Below are 20,677 nucleotides of genomic sequence, written 5' to 3'. Positions count from 1 at the left end.
CCGTTCAAGCCTCGCCAGCGCTGCCCGCAGCCGCGCCAGCCGGGACCGTCGAGCCTTTCTCGCCGGCGGCATTGCCATCACCTCCATTCTTTCTTCCGATTGCAGCGGCCTTGCCGGCGCGAAAGCGCCCGGCGATTTCCTCGAACGCGGCTTGAAGCTCGGCCTCCTCGATCTCGATCTCGCCAAGACCGGCTTTAAGCGCGACCCGGCCGATGCGTTCGGCCTCGCGCGTCTCCGCCTGCCGGAGCTGGTCCTGCAAACGGGCGATTTCTTCCCTGATCTTCGATGATGGCTTCTTCATTCCGGTCGTCCGTCCTTTTCGTTTGGCGTTGCATTCGCAGCGCCAAACCTCTCCCGGATGACCCCTCGAGGGAATGTGCAGATTTGCACGTCGGCAAGGCCGACACTTTGCGAGATCATCCCGCCGTTCCGAAGGAGCCGAGCCAAGGGCGCAATTATACGTCGCTGGCGCGACGCGTTGCTCAGAGGCTTGTCCCTGGTTGCCGCTCCCGACGAACCGGGTTCAATTCGGGAGCAGTCGTCGCCGTGGCCATCGCCCATTTCTCCGTCAGCATCGTCGCCCGCGGCTCCGGCCGCAGCGCCGTGCTGTCGGCGGCCTATCGCCACTGCGCCAGGATGGATTACGAGCGCGAAGCCCGCACCGTCGACTACACCCGCAAACAGGGACTGGTGCATGAGGAGTTCCTGCTTCCGGCCGGCGCGCCGGCATGGGCGCGCGCGCTGATCGCCGATCGGTCGATCGCCGGCGCTTCGGAAGCCTTCTGGAACGAGGTCGAATGCTTCGAGAAACGCTCCGACGCGCAGCTTGCCAAGGACCTGACCATCGCCCTGCCGGTGGAATTGACGACCGAGCAGAACATCGCGCTCGTGCGCGACTTTGTCGAAAAACAGATTGTGTCGAAGGGCATGGTCGCCGACTGGGTCATCCATGACAATCCCGGCAATCCGCACATCCACCTGATGACGACGCTCCGCCCCCTGACCGAGGACGGATTCGGGGCCAAGAAGGTCGCGGTGATCGGCGAGGACGGCCAGCCGCTCAGGACCAAAGCAGGCAAGATCGTCTACGAGCTCTGGGCCGGCGGCACGGACGATTTCAACGCGTTGCGCGATGGCTGGTTCGAGCGCCAAAACCATCATCTGGCGCTGAACGGGATCGATCTTCGCGTCGACGGGCGCTCCTACGAAAAGCAGGGTATCGATCTCGTTCCGACCATCCACCTTGGTGTCGGCACCAAGGCGATGCAGCGAAAAGCAAAACTTGCCGAAAGCCAGGGAGCGACGCGTTCCCTGAAGCTCGAACTCAGCGAAATTCAGGCGGAGCGCCGCGAGGAAAACGCGCTGCGCATCCGGCGCGATCCCGCACTGGTTCTCGATCTCATCACCCGCGAAAAGAGCGTCTTCGACGAGCGCGACGTCGCCAGGGTGCTTCATCGCTATATCGACGACGCGGCGCTGTTTCAGAGCCTCATGCCGCGCATTCTGCAGAACCCCGAGGCCATGCGGCTCGAACGTGAAGGGATCTCGCTTGCGACCGGGATCCGCGAGCCCGCGAAATACACGACGCGCGCGTTGATCCGGCTCGAAGCGGAGATGGCGAAGCAGGCTGTCTGGCTGTCGCGCCGCTCCTCTCACGCCGTCCGATCCGACATTCTGAGCGCTATCTTCGCGCGGCATGAACGTCTGTCCGACGAACAGCGTTCGGCGATCGAACATGTCGCCGGGGCCGAGCGCATCGCGGCCGTGGTTGGCCGTGCCGGCGCCGGCAAGACCACGATGATGAAGGCGGCGCGCGAAGCGTGGGAAGCGGCCGGCTATCGTGTCGTCGGCGGGGCGCTCGCCGGCAAGGCGGCCGAAGGCCTGGAAAAGGAAGCGGGCATCGTCTCGCGCACGCTTTCGTCCTGGGAGCTACGCTGGAACGAGGGCCGTGATCGTCTCGACGATAAGTTTGTCTTCGTGCTCGACGAGGCGGGCATGATGTCCTCGCGCCAGATGGCGCTGTTCGTTGAATCAGCCACCAGGGCTGGCGCCAAACTTGTCCTCGTCGGCGACCCTGATCAGCTGCAGCCGATCGAGGCAGGCGCGGCTTTCCGCGCCATCACCGATCGCATCGGATATGCCGAACTCGGGACGATCTATCGCCAGCGCGAGGAATGGATGCGCCACGCCTCCATCGACCTCTCGCGCGGTCGTGTCGGTGACGCGCTCGCCGCTTACGAGAGAGCTGGAATGGTGCGGACGGAATGGACCCGCGAAGAGACGGCCCGTGCGCTGATCGAGGATTGGAACCGCGATTACGATCCAACCAGAACCTCGCTCATCCTCGCACACCGTCGCAGCGATGTCCGTGCCCTGAATGAGATGGCGCGCGAGAAACTCGTCGAGCGCGGCATCATCGATGAAGGTCATCTGTTCCGCACCGAAGACGGCGCGCGCCGCTTCGCAGCCGGCGACCGGATCGTGTTCCTGAAAAACGAGGGCTCGCTCGGCGTCAAGAACGGCGTTTTGGGTACGGTCGTCGCGGCGGCCGCCGGACGGATCGTCGCCGAAATCGGCGGGGGCGACGAACGGCGTCAGGTCACGGTCGAGCAGCGCTTCTACACCAATCTCGACCACGGCTATGCGACGACCGTGCACAAATCCCAGGGCGCGACCGTCGACGACGTCAGGGTCTTCGCCTCACGGACGATGGACCGCCATCTGACCTATGTCGCGCTCACGCGTCATCGCGATGCCGCCCGGCTTTATGTCGGTCTGAACGAGCTCACCAACCGCGGCGGCGTGCTGATCGATCATGGCGCCGCACCCTACGAGAACGATCCGAAGAACCACGACAGCTATTTCGTGACGCTGGAGACCGGCGAGGGGCAGCGCCACACGATCTGGGGTGTCGACCTCGAGCGCGCCATCACCGCCGCCGGCTCCGGGATCGGCGACCGCATCGGTCTCGACTACAAGGGTTCGCAGACAGTTCGCCTTGCGGACGGCAAGCAGGTCAAGCGCCACAGCTGGGAGGTCGTCGACGTCAAGGCGATCGCGCTCGATCGACTCTCGGAGCGGCTGTCGCGCGACGGGTCGAAGGAAACGACGCTCGACTACGAGAAGGCATCCTCCTATCGCGGCGCCCTTCGCTTCGCCCAGATCCGCGGCCTCTATCTTATGAAGGTCGCGCGCACGATCGTCCGCGACCGGAACGAATGGACCGTTCGGCAGAAGCAACGGCTCGGCGATCTCCGCGCCCGCCTGATCGCCGTCGGCACGAAGCTCGGCCTCGTTGCCGGCGCAAAGCAAAGCTCGATTTCCAGCGACATGAAGGAGACCAGGCCCATGGTTGCGGGCATCACCATCTTCCCGAAATCCGTCGAACAGGCGGTCGAGGACAAGCTCGTCTCGGATCCGGCGCTGAAGCAGCAATGGGACGAAGTTTCGACGCGCTTCCGTCTCGTCTACGCCGATCCGGAAGCCGCGTTCCGTGCGGCCAATGTCGATGCCATGCTGAAGGATCCGACGGCAGCGAAGTCAACCTCGGCCAGGCTTGCTAACGAGCCGGAAAGCTTCGGCGCGCTCAAGGGCAAGACGGGATTGCTGGCGAGCCGCGCCGACAGAGAGGACCGCAGCACCGCCAGGCTCAATGCGCCCGCACTCGCCCGTGATCTCGAGCGTTATCTTGAGATGCGCGAGAGCGCTGCCCGGCGCCTGGAGGCGGAAGAGAGGGCGCTGCGCCATCGTGTCTCGATCGACATCCCGGCGCTGTCGCCATCGGCGCGCTCCGTTCTCGAGCGGGTGCGCGACGCCATCGACCGCAACGACTTGCCCGCAGCCCTCGGATTTGCGCTCAGCAACCGCGAGGCGAAGCTCGAAATCGACGGTTTCAACAAGGCCATTGCCGAGCGCTTCGGCGAGCGCAGCCTGCTCACCAACGCCGCGCGGGACCCCTCCGGCAAGCCGTTCGAGAAGCTCGCACACGGGCTTGCGCCGCAGGAAAGGGAACGGCTGATGGAGGCTTGGCCGGTCATGCGCGCGGCCCAGCAGCTTGCCGCCCATGAACGCACGACCGCCACCTTGAAGCAGGTCGAGGAATTGCGGCTGTCGCAGCGCCAGACCCCGGTCATGAAGCAATGAGAAGGCGGCGCAGTCTGTTGCCGGTCGTATCCGTCGTCACGTTCATGTTCGGTGCGATCGCTGTGGCCTTCGTCGGCGGTTTCCGACTGAACCTGACGCCGAGCGAGCCGCTGGGGCTTTGGCGTATACAACCGCTTCACCGAACCGTTTCCGCCGGCGATCTGGTGTTTGTCTGCCCGCCGATTACGGCCCTCTTCGAGGAAGCACGCCACCGCGGATATCTGCGACACGGGCTCTGCCCGGGTGGCGTGGCGCCGCTCATCAAGACTGTCGCCGCCGTTCCTGGCCAGCGTGTCGAGATTGGCGCCGGCGTCGTCATCGACGGCAGGAAGCTCCCGGCCTCCAATCTTCGGGCCACTGACGGCGAGGGCAGGGCGATCCGGCCTTATGCCGGCGGCCTGGTGCCCGCCGCTCATCTGTTTCTCCACTCATCCTATGCGAGCTCCTATGACTCCCGATATTTTGGGCCGGTCCCGGATTCCGGCCTTCTTGGCCTTGCCCGGCCGGTTCTCACCTTCAATCCCTGACCGGGCGAAACCAGCCCTTCTTGTTCTGCTGGCGGTTGCCGCGGGCGCGATCGGCTGGAGCGGCTACGTCCTTGCGCTTCCGGCCGCCATGATCTTTCCGGCACTGTGGGCGTTGTCGCCCTCGCGTGTGGTCGCAGCCCTTGTATCGGCGGGATATTTCCTGGCCGCATCGCGCGGCCTGCCCCACGGGGTTGCAAATTTCTTCGCCGCCGACCTTTGGCCTGGCCTGCTGCTCTGGCTGGCGGCTTCGGTCTCCTTCGTCGTCGTGCATGCAGCGGCGTGGGCAAACCAACCCGATGAAGGAAGGCAGGGGAAGGTCCATCCGGGAAGAGGGAGGGTGGTGCGCTATCTCGTGGCGACGGTGCTGATGGCGCTGCCCCCCTTCGGCATGACCGGATGGGCGCAGCCGATCACCGCGGCTGGCGTGCTCTTTCCCGGATGGGGATGGTGGGGTCTTGCGGCAGCAGCCACCAGCCTCGCGACGATGATATCGCGAGGCTGGCCGGCCACAGCAATCGTCTTGGGAGGATTCTGGGCCTGGTCCGCCGCAAGCTGGACGCCACCACTTTTACCGCCTGGATGGAAGGGCGTCGACCTCGAACAGGGTCGAAACCTCGGGCGGGACGGCTCGCTCGCTCACCACCGTGACCTCATCGCAACGGTGCTGTCCTCCGTGGACTCGCAAACCCGTGTCATCGTCCTTCCCGAAAGCGCGCTCGGCTTTTGGACACCAACCGTCGACCAACTGTGGCGAGAGGCCTTACGCGACCGCGACGTCACCGTCATTGCTGGCGCCGCTGTCCTCGAGCGCCAGGGCTACGACAATGTGCTGGTGGCGGTCTCGGCCGACCGATCAGCGATCCTCTATCGCGAGCGCATGCCGGTTCCGGTTTCCATGTGGCAGCCATGGCGCGCCTGGACGGGGCAGGGCGGGGGTGCGCGCGCGTCCTTCTTCGCCAACCCCGCCGTCGAGGTCAGCGGGATGAAGATTGCGCCGCTGATCTGCTACGAGCAACTGATCGTCTGGCCGGCGCTGCAGTCGATGTTGCATGGGCCTGACGTCATCGTCGCGACTGGAAACGGCTGGTGGACCGCCGGCACCTCGATCGTCGCGATCCAGCAGGCGAGCACCATAGCCTGGGCGAAGCTCTTCGGCTTGCCCTTCGTCACGGCATTCAATTCCTGAGAACCAAGGAGACCGCGGATGGTTGACGCCGCCCTCATAAAACAATGCGCCGATCCAAGCCTGACGCCTGCGATCGTCGAACGGTTCATCGAGCGGGGAGGGGCGCAGGACCCGCTCGCGATCTCGGTTCGTTCCGGCAATCGCGTCGTGCTCGTCCCGAGGCCTACAACAGTGGACGAGGCGATGGAGCTGATTCGCCAGCATGTCGGGCGCGCGGTCGTGCGCGTCGGGCTGACGCAGTATCCGGCCGGTCTCGGCCTGGTCGAAGCCCGCGAACTGAAACCCGACCTGGTGAATCCCTGCGCGAACCTGCGCATCGGTACGGCCCTATTTGCCAAGGTCTACCGCATCGTCACCAAATGGTACGGCAATCCTTCCGCAAACGAGGTCATGCCTCAGGTCTTCGATGATGCCATCATCGCTTGGCAGACGGGGTATTTTGAGGGGACCGCCGTGTTTCGGGCGCCCGACCCCGGTGAGGTGAAGCTGCAGGAGCCAGCATCTGCAAGCGAAAGCGAAACCGCTGAGCAGAGTGGTGACGAAACGGCCGTGGACGATACCGAACCTGTACGTAAGGGCGCGATATCCGATCCGAACGCGGCGGGCATTCGGATCGATCTTTCGGGGATCGGTGCCAGGTGACCTTGAGGGCGGAGAAAATTGCCCGCCGGCCTGAAGCGATTATCCAACTGTTTGCGCTGGCGAAAACAGCAATCGCCCTTTATAAGGCCGAGTAGGGCAGTACGCGCTGTCCTGGGGTGTGGAAACCCCTCCTAGCGGTTGGCGCCGGCCGAGACGGCGCCAGAATCCTCTGACCTTATGGCCGGGGGCCTGTGACGTATGTCCAGGCGCCTCGGTGCTAAAGGTCTCAGGACTGTCTAGGACAGTTTCCAACCCCCGGCTTGGGATCAGAGATTAGCGTTTGCGGGGGCGTACCGCAGACTTACCAAGGTTGGAACAGCATGGAACCGGAAGATGCGACGGTGACAGACAAGCTCGAGCTTCGGGCCGTGATTGGGCTCACACGCGGTCTGCCTTTGGCCGATCTGGAGGGCCTAACGGTCGGCGCCATTCATACCCACCGAAATCTGGTCGAGAAAGCCGACCAGTTGTTTCAGGCTCTGCCGGAAGACTATAAGTCAGGAGCCGCCGTAGGCGGCGCTCAGCATATTGCCTATATCGAAGCCTGCATGGACATGCATGCTCAGATGAGTGTGGTGAACACGTTGGTCGACATCCTTGGCTATATCCCGAAGGTCTGCGTGAACTGAGATTCAGATCAGATTTCTGCGAATGACGAGAGCAGTCAGGTGCGTTGTTGTGTGAACGTCGAAACGCTTTTTGGTTTCGGCGAGCTTGACGCGCACGCTGTTGTATTTGACCCCTTCAAGATCCGCGGCCTCCTCCATCGTTTTGCCGACGGCGATCCACTTAAGATAGGCGGCTTCCTTGGGGTCAAGGTAGGCTGCGTTCTCCGCACTGGGCCTTGCTTGCAGGAAGGCGATACGGGCGTGGAGCTGGGCGACGGCAGTTGCGGCAGCGACTGCATCGATCTCTCGGTCGAGGTCGATTGTCAGCTTCTCCGAGGCCAGGGTGAACATCGACATCGAACCGTTCGCAGTTTTGATCGGGATGGTAATGCCTGAGCGGATTCCGAAATCGGCGGCGTGCGCGTAAAATGACCGCTCGGGCTTTGAAAGGCGAGACCCCTCCTGCTCGCTAGCCCATGTGAAGGTGCGCTTCATGGATTTCGCGCGCTTTACGACCGGATCGAGCGCCGAGTAGTTTCGTTCAAAGTACACAGACTGCCATTCTGGATGATAGTTCGTAATTGCACGAACATGGCCCGGCTGGATGTTGAGGTACGCATAGCCGCCGAAACCGATTTGTTCAGCTAGGCCTGCCAGCGCGTCCTCGAGGGTGCACTGATCGCTCTCGATCGCGGTGAGATCGGTAAGCTTATCCAGCCAGTGCTGCATTCGTTTACTCCTTGACGAGGTGTCGTTTAGTTGCTGTCGCTGTCCGACAGCTGGCCGCCTCTCGCCTCCGGCAGGCTGCACCAAGTGTATCGTTCGCCATTCGACAAGTTTACCGCAACGTGTCGCTTTCGATTGAGGATGTTATGTTATAGCATATCGGATAAGTTGATGTAAGAAGCCAAACTGACTCGAATTCCGTGGGACGACGACGCTCGACCATCAAGCTCTACTGAGGTGGGATACACGGCTTCGCCCAGGCCGACATTCGCGAGATTTCAGTCGCCAGCGCGCGCATTTGCCGGGCATCTCGGCCGCGAATTTGCAGAACCTCAATATCACGACCGCCACTCGAACCTCGGCTTACGTCGTGCTGCCCGCAGGTGGGCAGCACGTTCTCCGTTTGGCGGTGAAGGGCGAGTCGGGCCGAAATCGGAACGAGCGCACACGATTGAATGGTCCCCACTTTGGCAGAGATCAGTTCTCGATGGTGACGCCCTTGCCGGCCCATCTGAGTAGGAACACTTCGCTTCGAGGTTTGCCTTCGTCATCTTCGCCGCCAGCGAGCAACAATCCGTCGGGCGTCGAGAAGGAAGCGCCATAGGCCAGGCCACGGGGTAGTTTTCCAACTTCGCTCCAACCGGCGCCGTCAAATGAATACACCTCGTCACGCCAGTCCTTCTTGAGACCGTCATGTGCAAACCATTTGCCGGCCTCCGCATTTGCTTGGGCACCCTTGAAGTTTGCGCCACCGGCGACCAGCAGCGCGCCGGCGACCTCTCCTGCATAAGCGCCGGCCACTCCCTCCTGACGGTTGTCGGCGGCTGGCTTGGGCAGGTCGGCGAGTTCTTTCCAAACTGTTTGCTGCCCTTCGACCTTAATCGACTTCACGGCCGGCGTTCGCAAGCCTGGCTTGATTTCGCCGCTGACCACCATGAAGGCATCGACGCCCTGGGCGACGACGGCCGAGTCGCAATTGGGCAGGAAGGGGTTGTCGCCGAGGGTACCCCAGCTGTTGGCCTCCGGGTCGTAGGACAGCACCTTGGTGTTCCAGCGATAATCTTCAGGCGCCATGCCCATGTAGGAATCGACAAGCTTCTTGAAGCCTTCCGGGTCCTTGTCCTTGTCGATGGAGGCGACGTCGGCAAGGTACTTGTCGAACAGCTCCTTGTTGTAGCCACCGACGATGGCGATGCGACCGTCGTTCAGCGGCAGCGCCTTGGCGCCCGAAAGCCCTGCCGGCGTCTGGGTGTCGAGCTTCGACCAGCTGTCGGAGGCGGTGTCGTAGGCATAGACTGTGTCGAAGATGATCGGCGACTTGGCGTCCGCGCTTGCCTTGCCGTTGCCGCTGAAGACGAAGATCTTGCCGCCCGAGGCGGCAACGGCAGCGCCGTTGGTGGCTGGTCCGGTAAAGGGAGCGCGCTTGGCCCATCCCGAGGCCGGATTGGCGAGATCGAGCGAATAGAAATCTGTGCCTGCGGATCCGAGCCCGACATATGCCGTATCACCGACCCGCGCAGAAATGCCGTTCTTGATGCCGACCGGCAGATCCGGCCAAGCTTCACCGGCCATGGCGGTCACCGTCGACAGCGCGATGGTCGCAGAGCTCAGCGCAATGAGTTTTGCCACACAGTTCCAGGACATTCATATTCTCCTCTCCTATCAATCGGTTAAGCATGACGGCCGCAACCGTCACCATGTGGGTGAGCGACCAGATCCGCCGCGCCGATGATGCCGGCATCGACGCCTAGCGCGGGACGGACCAAATTGGGGATCAAGACGTTGGGAAAGCTATCAAGGGCATGCCGCAGCCGCTGAAGATAGCCTTCGGCAAGGCCAACGCCGCCGCCAATGACGATGCAGTCGGGATCGATAACGGCTTGCAAGCCAGCCACGGCGGCTGCCAACTCGGTCACCGATGCGCCGAGGATATCTTCGGCCCAGGCTTCTCCGGTTTGAGCAGCCGCGAAGACGGTTCTGGCATCGCCATTGTGGCCGGCAGCGCGGGAGGCCGCGGCGACGCCAAAGCCCGAGGCGAGTGCCTCGAGGCGAACCGGTCCTGTGGCTGTGATGCGCGGTGACTGTCCGAGGCTTCCGGCGAGTCCGCGCGCACCGCGCAGCAGACGCCCGCCGAGCACGAGCCCGCCGCCGATGCCACTCGATACGGTCAGGAAGGCCATGTCGCGGCCTCGCGCTGCGCCAAACCGATGCTCGCCCCACGCCGCTGCCTGCGCATCGTTGACCACTTCAACCGGCACACCAAGCGCATCACTGAGTTTTCGGGTGATCGGATAGTTGTCCGGAATAACCAGTGTGCCAGGATTGAGCGACGACCATTTGCCATCAACGACAAGGCCCGTAACGGCGGCGGCGGCACTGGCGTATTTGCCCCGCCAGCCATCCGCCATGGCGACGAGTTCCGCGATCCAGCCGGGCGCGCCGATGTCGCGGCGGGTCGCCATGAGCTTGCGGTCAAGAACCTTGCTGCCCCGTACCAGGGCGGCGAGTGTCTTGGTGCCTCCGATGTCAAAAGCCAGAACAGGTTCAGACGGCCGGGCAGCGACTTCGACGGCCTCTTTGAACCAGCTGACGATGTGCTCGGGCCGGGTGATCGCGGAGCCGACGACGACGGCAAGAGCACCGGCGCGGATGGCGGCGGCGGCGAGATGAGGGGAATTGTACCGGCCCTCGGCCAGCACGGGCGCTCCGAGCGTTGAACAAGCACGGATAAGCTCAATGTCCGGCATCGTTGGAGCCGGCTCCGGTCCGGTGTAGCCTGACATGGTGGTGCCGGTGATGTCGGCGCCGGCCGCCAGCGCGGCCCGCGCCTCGGCTTGCGTCGCGATATCGGCCATGGCGATCGCGCCAAGCCGCTTGATGGTGGCGATCAGCTGCGCGGATGGAACCGGCCGCGGCCTGTCGGTGGCGTCAACGGCGACAACCGTAGCGCCGGCACGCACCAACGCCTCTACATCCTCGTCATACGGGGTGATGCGTACGGCGCTGTCGTCAAGGTCGCGCTTGATCAGGCCGACCACCGGCAGTCGGCTGGCGCCGACCGCACCTTCGACATTGCGCACACCTTCGACACGCAGGCCGACGGCGCCGCCGGCTTCGGCGACACGGGCATAGGCAGCAACTGCATCGACGGTGTCGAACGGACCGCCAGGCACGGGCTGGCAGGAAACGATAAGGCCACCCTGCAGTCGCGCAGTCAGATCCGCGAGAGTCAGGCGCTCCGTCATTATCCCCGCTCCCTGGTCGAGAGGGGCACGACTATCGATGATGCGGTCACGCAACACCTGGCGTCGGCGAACATCGAATCCTGCCAGCCGCAGGCGGGTCGTTTGCGGGAAGCATCTTTGTGGCGGTCGAACATTGCTGTGTTCCTAATGGGTGGAAAACGGAAGAACGAATATCCTATTGACAGATATCCTACAAGTGGGTAATTAACCAATAGTTGCTATTTTCCGCCCGGAAACGAGCAACCGGAGACGACAATGAATTTGAAATCGATCAAGCCGCTGAAGAGAGCGCCGCTCCTGCACGTATCGGTGCAGGAGAGCCTTCGCTCATATATTGACGACAACGGCCTCGAAGCAGGTGCGCCTTTGCCGCCAGAGGGTGAGCTTGCAAATCAGCTCGGCGTCAGCCGCAATTCGGTTCGCGAGGGCATCAAGGCGCTAGAATCGGTGGGCGTTTTGGAGTCGCGGCGCGGAATCGGCGTCTTTGTGAAGGCCTTCTCGTTCGAGCCCTTGCTGGAGAACCTGGCCTATGGTCTGGGCAGTGCGCTCAAACAGATCGAGGAAGTCATCACAATCCGGAGGACGCTTGAAGTCGGGCTGATTGAAAAGACGCTCGACGCAATTGGTCCACAAGACATTCGTGAATTGCGCGAGACGTTGGACAGGATGCGTGAGCGGGCCGAGCGGGGCGAGAGCTTTCCCGACGAAGATCGCCGCTTCCATCAGCTTTTGTTTCGTTGCCAGGACAACGAGGTGCTGCTGCGCCTGATCGAGGTGTTCTGGCTCGCCTTCTACAAGGCATCCGATTTCGTCAATCTCAACAATGCCGATCCAATGCAGACCTGGCGCGAACATGCGGCGATTGTCGATGCCGTCGAAGCTGGCGACCTCGCCGCCGCTAAAGACCGCCTTGATAAGCATTATGCCGGGATCGGTCGCGTGATCGACGAAAACAAGACCAGTTCATCAAAAGGGAGGAATACATGAAGTTCAGAACGACGATCTCAGCACTCGCCTTGTCGGTGGCGCTTTTCGGCGGCGTTGGCGCAACGTTTACCCCGGCCCTCGCCGAAGGCGGCACCATCTCCGGCGGCTTCGACGTCGGCCCCGGCGGTTTCCAGGGCAACTTCAATCCGCTTGCGGCGACCGGCGGCTTCACGTGGCTTGTCACCTACTACGAGCCGCTGGTTATCTATGACGAAAAGCTCGCTAACGTCATTGGTGCGCTGGCCGAGTCCTATGATGTGAGCGCTGATCAGAAGGTCTATACCTTCAAGCTCGCCGACACCAAGTGGCACGACGGCAAGCCCTTCACGTCAAAGGATGTGAAGTTCACCATCGAGCTTGCCAAGAACGAGAAGGCGGGCTCGGTATTCGCCGCCCGTCTTGGCGCCATCGAGGCGGTCGAGACCCCAGACGACCGCACCGTGGTGGTCAAGCTCTCGGCAGCGACGCCGAGCATGCTCGACACACTTACCAAGGTGATGATGTTGCCCGAGCATGCGCTGGCCTCGATCCCGGCCGAGCAGATCGCCAAGAACGCCTGGTGGTCGACTTCGCCTATCGGTACCGGCCCGTTCAAGTTCACCAAATACGTCACCGACCAGTATGTCGAGCTCGCCGCCAATCCCGACTATCGCGGTGGCAAGCCGGCGGCCGAGAAGTTGATCAACCGCTACTTCGCCAACCCGGCAGCCGCCATCGCCGCGCTGCGCTCAGGCGAGATCCAGTTCACCTATGTCGATTCCAACGACGTCTCGACCTTCAATGACGACACTGCCTTCAAGGTGATCGAGGGCGACTCCTATGTCGTCAACTATGTCGGCTTCAACCAGGAAGTGCTGCTGTGGAAGGACCTGAAGGTCCGTCAGGCCTTCATGCACGCCATCGACCGCAACGCCATCATCCAGAGCCTCTACGGCGGTGCCGCCAAACCGGCGAACTGCGTCTACGTGGCCGATCGTCTGGTCCCCGAAGGCATCGACCAATACGCCTACGATCCGGAAAAGGCAAAGCAACTGCTGGCCGAGGCCGGCTGGGACAAGATCAACGGCGACAAGCCGATCACGATCCTGACCTACTACAACTCGCCGCTGGTGACCAACGTGCTGGCCGCCATGCAGGCGATGCTCGCCCAGGTCGGCATCAACATCGTACCGCGCGCCGTCGACACCCCGACCTACAACTCGATCGTCTACCAGCAGTCGGGCAATGCCGGCGACTTCCCGCTGATCTACGCCGGTCTGCAGAACGGTCCCGATGCCTCCAACATCAACATCGGCCTCAACGAGAAGCAGATCCCCCCGGCGGGCGCCAACCTCATGCGTATCCGCATGCCGGACGTCACCAATGCGCTCGACGCGGCCCTGGCCGAAACGGACGCCTCCAAGCGTGATGCCCGCTACCAGGACGTCTGCAAGGCCACCAACGCCAACCTGCCGTGGGGCACGATGTGGGTCGCCAACCGCTACGGCGTGGCCTCCGCCAAGCTTAAGGACTTCGTCTGGACTCCGGCTCCCGCCGGCGGCCCTTACCAGGCCCACCCTGAAAAGTGGTCGATCGCCGAATAGGCCAACTTCCACTCGGAGGGGCGGCCATTCAATGGCCGTCCCGTTCCTGTTTGGAATCACGCCCGGAAAGAGCACTGAACCCGTATGCTTCGCTATTGTCTCCATCGCCTGTTGATCGGGCTCGGTATGCTGCTCGCGCTGACGATACTCATCTTCGTGCTGCTGCAGCTGACGCCGGGCGACCCGATCGACGCCTATATCGATCCTAATGTCGCCATGTCGAAGGAGGCGATGGACGCCTTGCGCGCGCAACTGGGCCTCGACAAGCCACTGCCTGTCCAGTACCTCGCCTGGCTGTCGCAGGCTGTTCAGGGCAACCTCGGCCATTCGCTTCAGCGCTTCAACGAGACCGTCAGCGGTCTGATCGCCTCGCGCATCGGCCCGACCCTATTGCTCATGGGAGCGGGCCTCGCCATCGCCATCGTCGTGGGCATCGCTTCCGGTATCGTCAGCGCCGTGCGTCGCAACTCGCTGCCCGACTATTCCTTCTCGGTGCTCGCGCTGCTCGGAATTTCGAGCCCTGCCTTCCTCACCGCGCTGCTCGGGCTCTACGTATTCTCCGTGCGGCTGAGATGGGCACCTTCCGGCGGAATGCTGACGCCCGCGACCGACTTCTCGCTCGGGGATCTAATGCATCACTTGATCCTGCCGGCGTTCGTCCTCTCCATCGGCCATGCCGCATTGATCATGCGCTACATGCGCGCCTCGATGCTCGAGGTTCTGAACCAGGACTATGTCCGGACCGCCCGCGCCAAGGGTGTCAAGGAATTCTGGGTCGTGACCAAGCATGCACTGCGCAACGCGCTGTTGCCGGTCGTTACCCTCATCGGCTCGACCATCGGCCTTGCCGTCGGCGGCGCCATCTTCATCGAAAGCGTATTCAACTGGCCGGGCATGGGCCTTTTGCTGATCAGCGCAGTCGAGACGCGCGACTACCCCGTCATCATGGGTGCGACGCTTGTCATCGGCGCCTGCGTTATCGTCGTCAACATCCTGACCGACCTTGCCTATGCGGTCATCGATCCGCGCATCAAGGTGTCCTGACATGAGTGTAATCGCCCATTCCTCTCCCGGCCCGCTGGCCCGCGCCACCAACCGCTTCGCCCAGAACCGGGCGGCCCTGTTCGGCATTGCGCTGCTGCTGCCCTTGCTCGTTGCGGTGCTGACCTATCCGCTGTGGTTTCCCTACAGGCCCAACGACATCGACCTGTTGGCCATGAACGCCGCGCCGTCATGGAAGCACTGGTTCGGTACCGACGGCGTCGGCCGCGACGTGCTTGCCCGCACACTCGAAGGTGGCCGCATCTCGCTGCTTGTCGCGGTCTCCTCGGTCGTCCTGTCGACAGCCATCGGCTTCTTCGTCGGGGCCATCTCCGCCTTCGGCGGTTCCTGGGCTGACGCCATCTCCATGCGCAGCGTCGACCTCGCGATGACGCTGCCGCCGGTGATCTTCCTTCTGGTGCTCGCTTCCATCGTCGGATCCGGTATCTGGTCGACCGTCGTCGTCATCGCATTGCTGTCGTGGCCGGTCCTGTCGCGCATGATCCGCGCCCGCCTGCTCGAACTGCGCGAACGCGAATTCGTCATGGCATCGCGCGGCATGGGTGCCGGCATCGGGCATCTGCTGTTCCGCCACGGCCTTCCCAACTCGATCGACATCCTGGTCGTCTACGCCACCCTGCAGGTCGCCAATGCGATCCTGCTGGAGGCGGGTCTCTCCTTCCTCGGCCTTGGCGTGCCGCCGCCGGCCGCAAGCTGGGGCAACATGCTCAATGCGGCGCGCTCCACGGCGGTGCTCGAGCAGTTCCCCTGGCAATGGCTATTCCCGGGTGGCGCGCTCGTGCTGGCCGTCCTTGCCATCAATTTCATCGGCGACGGCCTTAGGGATGCCTTCGACCCGCGCGCCGAACTCAATTGAAACCCTGAAAGAGAAGCATCATGTCCAAGTTCTTCGGTGTCGTTCCTCCTGTCGTCACCCCCCTCAACGACGATTTCTCGGTCGACTACGCCTCCTACACGCGTGTTCTCGACTATCTGATCGACAACGGTTGCCATGGCCTGTTCGCCCTCGGCTCGACCAGCGAAGTGGTGTTTTACGACGACGCCGAACGACGCAAGATCCTCGAGCACACCGTCAAGGTCGCCAACGGCCGCGTGCCTGTCATCGCCGGCGTCATTGACCCGACGACCGACCGTGTCATCCGCCACGCCCGCACTGCCAGGGAGGTCGGCGCCGACGCCGTGGTTGTCACCGCGCCTTTCTACACCCTCACCAACCAGGCAGAGACCATCGATCACTTCCGCATGATCCGCGACGCCGTGGACGTGCCGCTCATCGCCTATGACATTCCGGTCTGCGTCCACACCAAGCTCTCCCGCCAGACAGTGGTGACGCTGGCCAACGAGGGTACGATCATTGGCGTCAAGGACTCCTCCGGCGACGACGGTAACTTCCGTTATGCGCTTAGCGATCTGGCCGGCAACAAGGACGTATTCCTGATGACGGGTTCAGAGATCGTCGTCGATAGCGCCTTGCACATGGGTGCGCATGGCGTCGTTCCCGGGCTCGCCAATGTCGACCCGGCCGGTTACGTCCGCCTCTGGAACCACGCCCGGAAGGGCGACTGGGATGCGGCCCGTAAGGAACAGGAGCGGCTGTGCCGCCTGTTCGAGATCGTCTGGGTCGCATCCGGCCGCGTCAGCGGCGGGGCTACCGGCGTCGGCGGCTTCAAGACCGCGATGCGCAGCCTGGGCGTCATCTCCACCAACGTCATGGCACGTCCGCGCGCGCCGCTCAACGACGCCGAGGCGCGCAAGGTCGACGAGATCCTGCGTTCCGTCGGCCTGCTCGGCTGAGGCTGCCGATGACGCTCGAACCCATTCTCGAGATCAGAGGCCTGAAAACCGTCTTCCGCGTGCGCGGCCGGGAGATCGCTGCCGTCGACGGCGTCAATCTCGTCATCCGTCCCGGCGAGACGGTGGCGCTGGTCGGCGAGTCGGGTTCAGGCAAGTCGGTGACCAGCCTGTCGGTGATGCGGCTTCTCGCAAGAAATATCGGCTCGATCGACGCTGGCGAGGTGCTGTTCCGCGGCAAAGACGGCAAGCTCAAGGACCTCGTCAAGCTCGACGAGGAGTCGATGCGCCAGATCCGGGGCAACGACATCGGCATGGTCTTCCAGGAACCGATGACCAGCCTCAATCCGGTCTTCACCGTTGGCGACCAGATCTCGGAATCGCTGCGCGTCCACCGGAGCACCGGCAAGCGCGAAGCCCTTGCGGCGGCCGTGACCCTGCTCGACAAGGTCGGCATTCCGGATGCCCGTCGCCGCGCCGGACAATATCCGCACGAGATGTCGGGCGGCATGCGCCAGCGTGCCACCATCGCCATGGCACTCGCCTGCGATCCGACGCTCCTCATCGCCGACGAGCCGACCACCGCGCTCGACGTCACCATCCAGGCGCAGATCCTCGATCTCCTGCAGAAACTGCAGCGCGAGCGCGGCATGGGCATGCTGTTCGTCACCCACAATCTCGGCGTCGTCGCCGAGATTGCCCAGCGGGTTGCGGTCATGTACGCCGGTCGCATCGTCGAAACTGGTCCCGTCGCCGAGGTTTTCCGCAACCCGCTCCACCCCTACACGATGGGCCTCCTCAAATCGATGCCGCGGCTGGGTGCTGCGACCGAGATGAAGCGCAACGGCGAAAAGCTGAACGCCATTCCAGGCATGGTGCCGAGCCTTGCCAACATGCCAACCGGCTGTGCCTTCGCCCCGCGGTGTCCCTTTGCGATTGATGCCTGTAGCAGAGCCGTGCCCGAACTTGCCGCCGTCAACGAAGCCCATGGCAGCCGCTGCATCCGCTGGCAGGAGATCGCCGCATGACCACCGCTCCTCTCCTCTCCGTCCGTGGCCTCGCCAAGCACTACCAGACGCGCAGTGCCACGCTGAAGATCCTGGACAACATCTCCTTCGACATCGCCAAGGGTGAGGTGGTCGGCCTCGTCGGCGAATCCGGCAGCGGCAAGACCACCATCGGCCGCTCGGTGCTGCGGCTCATCGAGCCGTCATCGGGCGAGGTCGTCTTCGACGGCGCTGATTTGATCAAGCTCTCCAACAGAGAAATGCGGCGCCAGCGCCCACGCATGCAGTACATCTTCCAGGACCCCTACGCCTCGCTGTCGCCGCGCATGACCATCGGCGAGATCCTGACGGAGGGCCTGAAAATTCAAGGCATCGGCACCAAGCAGGAGCGCGTCGAACGCGCGCGCAAGGCGCTGGAGCAAGTGGAGCTGCCGCAGGATGCCCTGAACCGCTACGCCCACGAATTCTCAGGCGGCCAACGCCAGCGCATCGGCATTGCCCGGGCGCTGACGCTTGCGCCTGAATTCATCGTTGCTGACGAACCGGTCTCGGCACTCGACGTGTCAATCCAGGCGCAGGTCGTCAACCTTTTGCGCGATCTGCAGCAGCGCCTCGGACTGACCATGCTGTTCATCTCGCACGATCTCGCGGTGGTCGAGTACATCTGTGACCGCGTTATCGTGCTCTATCTCGGCCGCATCATGGAGATCGCCACCAGCGAGGAACTCTACGCTCGCCCGCAACACCCCTACACGCGGGCGCTGATGTCGGCCATCCCCTCCCCGGATCCGGACGCCAGGACCGAGCGCCAGATCCTCAAGGGTGACATTCCGAGTCCGGCCAACCCGCCGAGCGGCTGCGTCTTCCGTACCCGTTGCCCGAAGGCGCTCGATGCCTGTGCCGCAGCGGTTCCACAATTACGCGAAGTCGCGCCGGGTCATTTCAAGGCCTGCATCCGCGATGACCTCGATGTTGAAACCCGCGTTGCAGGAGAGCTTTGTTGACCGATCAAACGAGTGCCATGGCAAGCGAAACCAGAGAGACGCCCGCGACCATCGCACGTCTCCTCGATACGCGACTGGAGTCAATGCTTGCCCTCGGCAGGAGACTGTCGAAACTTGCGCCCCCGCTGGTCGCCACCTGCGCGCGCGGTTCCTCCGACCACGCAGCCAGCTACCTGAAGTACATGCTCGAGATAGAGACGGGCACCCCTGTTGTGTCGATCGGGCCCTCTGTGGCGTCAGTTTACCGCGCGCCGCTGCAGCTGTCACGGGCAGCACTCGTCACCGTCTCTCAATCCGGCAAGAGCCCTGATCTGGTCGCTCTGCAGGCCAGTGCCAAGGCATCCGGAGCGCTGACGATCGCCATGGTCAACGTCGTCGAGAGTCCGGCGGCCAGGGGTGCCGATATTGTGGTGCCGCTCGAGGCGGGACCGGAAAAAAGCGTTGCCGCCACAAAATCCTTCATTGCGGCGGCAGTGGCGGGCGCGGCCATTACCGCAGGCTGGACCGGCGACCAGGAACTCGTTGCCGCTCTTCGCAACCTGCCGGACGCACTGGCAAAGGCGCTCGACGCCGACTGGTCGGCCGCCGAGGAGATGCTGACGGCATGCGATTCACTTTATGTACTGGGCCGGGGCCCCGCCTACGCGGTTGCACAGGAGGCCGCACTCAAAAGCAAGGAAGTGGCCGCGATCCACGCCGAGGCTTTTTCGTCCGCTGAGGTCATGCACGGCCCGTTGCGGCTCGTCCAGAACGGCTTCCCGGTTCTTGCCCTCCTTCCCGAGGATGCCGCAGCCGACGTCGGCCGCGCCGGCCTTGATCGCATCGCAGCGGCCGGGGGCCGCGTCTTTTCGGCGGCTACGGCAAGCGCACCGGGCACGAACTTGCCGGTCGCATCGACCGGCCATGCGTTCCTGGACGGGCTGTCGATGATCGTTTCGTTCTACGTGCTGATCGAGCGGGTCTGCCGTCGCTGCGGGTTCGATCCCGACCGGCCGGTCAACCTGTGCAAGGTTACGGAAACCGTGTGATGACCATTACCGCACTTACCGCCGCGAGAATATTCGACGGCAACGCGATGCGCGACGAGGCCGCAATTCTCATTCGCGATGGCATGGTTGTCGACCTCGCTTCTCGTGCAGAAATCCCGGCAGACTGCTTCGTTCGCGATCTCGGGATCGGCGTCGTTGCGCCGGGCTTCATCGACCTGCAAGTCAATGGCGGCGGCGGTGTGATGCTGAATGACGGCCCGAGCGCCGCAACCATGGCTGCCATCGCCGCGGCACATCGTCCCTTTGGAACAACCGGCCTCCTGCCCACCCTGATCACCGATACCAAGGCCATCACTGACGCCGCGATCGAAGCCGCCGCACAAGCGGTTGGAAACGTGCCCGGCGTTCTCGGCTTGCACCTGGAAGGGCCGCATCTTGCCCCGGCGCGAAAGGGTGCGCATCTGGCTGAACTGATGCGACCGATGAGCGATGCGGATGTCGAGCAGCTGATCAGCGCCCGCGAACGCATCGGTGTCCTCCTGGTCACCGTCGCGGTCGAGCAGGTCGGACCGCGGTTGATCCGCCGCCTGGCTGAAGCGGGGGTAATTGTCAGCCTCGGCCATACGGACGCGGACTACGATTCCACGATGGCGGCCATCGACGCAGGCGCACGTTCGGCCACTCATCTGTTCAACGCCATGACCCAGCTTGGAAACCGTGATCCCGGCGTGGTGGGGGCGGTTCTCGCGTCACCGACGGTTTCAGCGGGTATCATCGCCGACGGCCACCATGTCCATCCGGAAAGTCTGCGAGCCGCTTTGGCCGCCAAACGAGCGCCCGGGCGTCTCTATCTTGTCACCGACGCGATGGCATCGGTCGGCATGGAAGGGGACAGCTTCGTGCTTAACCAGCGCACGGTCCACCGCCGCGATGGTCGACTGACGCTTTCCGACGGAACGCTGGCCGGCGCCGACATCGACATGTCGGCTACCGTTCGCTTTGCCGTGGCGAATCTCGGGCTGAGTGTGGAAGAGGTGTTGCGCATGGCCTCGCTCTATCCCGCCGAGCTGATCGGCGACGGCCGCCGCGGCCGCATTGAGCCCGGCGCAGCGGCTGAGTTCGTTCATCTCGACGACGATCTTACCGTGCGCGACATCCTTGCCCCGTGACCGGGGCA

At 63.4% G+C, this 20,677-nt stretch carries 18 protein-coding genes; 14 read left to right on the top strand and 4 right to left on the bottom strand.

Annotation, left to right across the window (positions count from 1 at the left end; genetic code table 11):
- Window positions 1–4 precede the first annotated feature (4 nt).
- Window positions 5–301 carry a conjugal transfer protein TraC gene (gene traC / locus AGR2A_RS26905; protein ID WP_035226521.1) on the bottom strand — a complete coding sequence of 99 codons (297 nt, stop codon included), beginning with the start codon at window positions 299–301 and terminating at the stop codon, window positions 5–7.
- Window positions 302–546: 245 nt separating this feature from the next.
- Here traC and traA point away from each other — a divergent pair, with 245 nt between their 5' ends.
- From traA to AGR2A_RS26880, 5 genes are all read left to right on the top strand, one after another.
- Entirely contained in the window at window positions 547–4,143 is a 3,597-nt protein-coding gene (gene traA / locus AGR2A_RS26900) for a Ti-type conjugative transfer relaxase TraA (RefSeq protein WP_035226520.1), read from the top strand.
- Complete coding sequence (gene traF / locus AGR2A_RS26895; RefSeq protein ID WP_035226518.1) at window positions 4,140–4,670, top strand: conjugative transfer signal peptidase TraF; 531 nt, start codon at window positions 4,140–4,142, stop codon at window positions 4,668–4,670. Before traA ends, traF begins: the two co-directional genes overlap by 4 nt.
- On the top strand, window positions 4,639–5,856 hold the full coding sequence (locus AGR2A_RS26890; RefSeq protein WP_051796455.1) for a conjugal transfer protein TraB: 1,218 nt from the start codon (window positions 4,639–4,641) through the stop codon (window positions 5,854–5,856). The genes traF and AGR2A_RS26890 overlap by 32 nt, the downstream gene beginning before the upstream one ends.
- A gap of 18 nt (window positions 5,857–5,874) precedes the next feature.
- Complete coding sequence (locus tag AGR2A_RS26885; RefSeq protein WP_035226516.1) at window positions 5,875–6,498, top strand: TraH family protein; 624 nt, start codon at window positions 5,875–5,877, stop codon at window positions 6,496–6,498.
- 320 nt (window positions 6,499–6,818) lie between these two features.
- Complete coding sequence (locus AGR2A_RS26880) at window positions 6,819–7,127, top strand: transcriptional repressor TraM (protein ID WP_035226514.1); 309 nt, start codon at window positions 6,819–6,821, stop codon at window positions 7,125–7,127.
- A 3-nt stretch (window positions 7,128–7,130) separates the two neighbouring features.
- Here AGR2A_RS26880 and traR read toward each other — a convergent pair whose 3' ends face one another.
- The 3 genes from traR to AGR2A_RS26865 all read right to left on the bottom strand — a co-directional run bounded on the left by traR (window position 7,131) and on the right by AGR2A_RS26865 (window position 11,077).
- Window positions 7,131–7,835 carry an autoinducer-binding transcriptional regulator TraR gene (gene traR / locus AGR2A_RS26875; protein ID WP_035226512.1) on the bottom strand — a complete coding sequence of 235 codons (705 nt, stop codon included), beginning with the start codon at window positions 7,833–7,835 and terminating at the stop codon, window positions 7,131–7,133.
- 474 nt (window positions 7,836–8,309) lie between these two features.
- Window positions 8,310–9,476, bottom strand: a complete 1,167-nt coding sequence (locus tag AGR2A_RS26870; protein WP_035226509.1) for an N-acetylneuraminate epimerase — start codon at window positions 9,474–9,476, stop codon at window positions 8,310–8,312.
- A gap of 26 nt (window positions 9,477–9,502) precedes the next feature.
- Entirely contained in the window at window positions 9,503–11,077 is a 1,575-nt protein-coding gene (locus tag AGR2A_RS26865) for a putative N-acetylmannosamine-6-phosphate 2-epimerase (RefSeq protein WP_035226507.1), read from the bottom strand.
- A gap of 255 nt (window positions 11,078–11,332) precedes the next feature.
- Between AGR2A_RS26865 and AGR2A_RS26860 the strand changes: the two genes are divergently transcribed.
- The 9 genes from AGR2A_RS26860 to nagA all read left to right on the top strand — a co-directional run bounded on the left by AGR2A_RS26860 (window position 11,333) and on the right by nagA (window position 20,669).
- Window positions 11,333–12,064, top strand: a complete 732-nt coding sequence (locus AGR2A_RS26860) for a FadR/GntR family transcriptional regulator (protein WP_035226504.1) — start codon at window positions 11,333–11,335, stop codon at window positions 12,062–12,064.
- Window positions 12,061–13,647, top strand: a complete 1,587-nt coding sequence (locus AGR2A_RS26855; protein ID WP_035226501.1) for an ABC transporter substrate-binding protein — start codon at window positions 12,061–12,063, stop codon at window positions 13,645–13,647. The genes AGR2A_RS26860 and AGR2A_RS26855 overlap by 4 nt, the downstream gene beginning before the upstream one ends.
- Before the next feature lie 84 nt (window positions 13,648–13,731).
- Window positions 13,732–14,691, top strand: coding sequence for an ABC transporter permease (locus tag AGR2A_RS26850; protein ID WP_035226499.1), 960 nt, complete (start codon window positions 13,732–13,734; stop codon window positions 14,689–14,691).
- Complete coding sequence (locus tag AGR2A_RS26845; RefSeq protein WP_125271719.1) at window positions 14,657–15,565, top strand: ABC transporter permease; 909 nt, start codon at window positions 14,657–14,659, stop codon at window positions 15,563–15,565. The genes AGR2A_RS26850 and AGR2A_RS26845 overlap by 35 nt, the downstream gene beginning before the upstream one ends.
- A gap of 20 nt (window positions 15,566–15,585) precedes the next feature.
- Complete coding sequence (locus AGR2A_RS26840; protein WP_035226493.1) at window positions 15,586–16,503, top strand: dihydrodipicolinate synthase family protein; 918 nt, start codon at window positions 15,586–15,588, stop codon at window positions 16,501–16,503.
- Between the two features lie 8 nt (window positions 16,504–16,511).
- Window positions 16,512–17,528: an ABC transporter ATP-binding protein gene (locus AGR2A_RS26835; RefSeq protein ID WP_035226491.1), complete on the top strand. Its 1,017-nt coding sequence runs from the start codon at window positions 16,512–16,514 to the stop codon at window positions 17,526–17,528.
- The gene (locus AGR2A_RS26830; RefSeq protein WP_035226488.1) at window positions 17,525–18,511 is read left to right on the top strand and encodes an ABC transporter ATP-binding protein; all 987 of its coding nucleotides are present in this window, start codon (window positions 17,525–17,527) and stop codon (window positions 18,509–18,511) included. Before AGR2A_RS26835 ends, AGR2A_RS26830 begins: the two co-directional genes overlap by 4 nt.
- On the top strand, window positions 18,508–19,539 hold the full coding sequence (locus AGR2A_RS26825; RefSeq protein ID WP_035226486.1) for an SIS domain-containing protein: 1,032 nt from the start codon (window positions 18,508–18,510) through the stop codon (window positions 19,537–19,539). The genes AGR2A_RS26830 and AGR2A_RS26825 overlap by 4 nt, the downstream gene beginning before the upstream one ends.
- Window positions 19,539–20,669, top strand: coding sequence for an N-acetylglucosamine-6-phosphate deacetylase (nagA, locus tag AGR2A_RS26820; protein ID WP_035226484.1), 1,131 nt, complete (start codon window positions 19,539–19,541; stop codon window positions 20,667–20,669). Before AGR2A_RS26825 ends, nagA begins: the two co-directional genes overlap by 1 nt.
- Window positions 20,670–20,677 lie beyond the last annotated feature (8 nt).

This window comes from Agrobacterium genomosp. 2 str. CFBP 5494, assembly GCF_900013495.1.
GTDB classification, from domain to species: Bacteria; Pseudomonadota; Alphaproteobacteria; order Rhizobiales; family Rhizobiaceae; genus Agrobacterium; species Agrobacterium pusense.
This window is presented reverse-complemented; position numbering and strand designations above follow the sequence as displayed.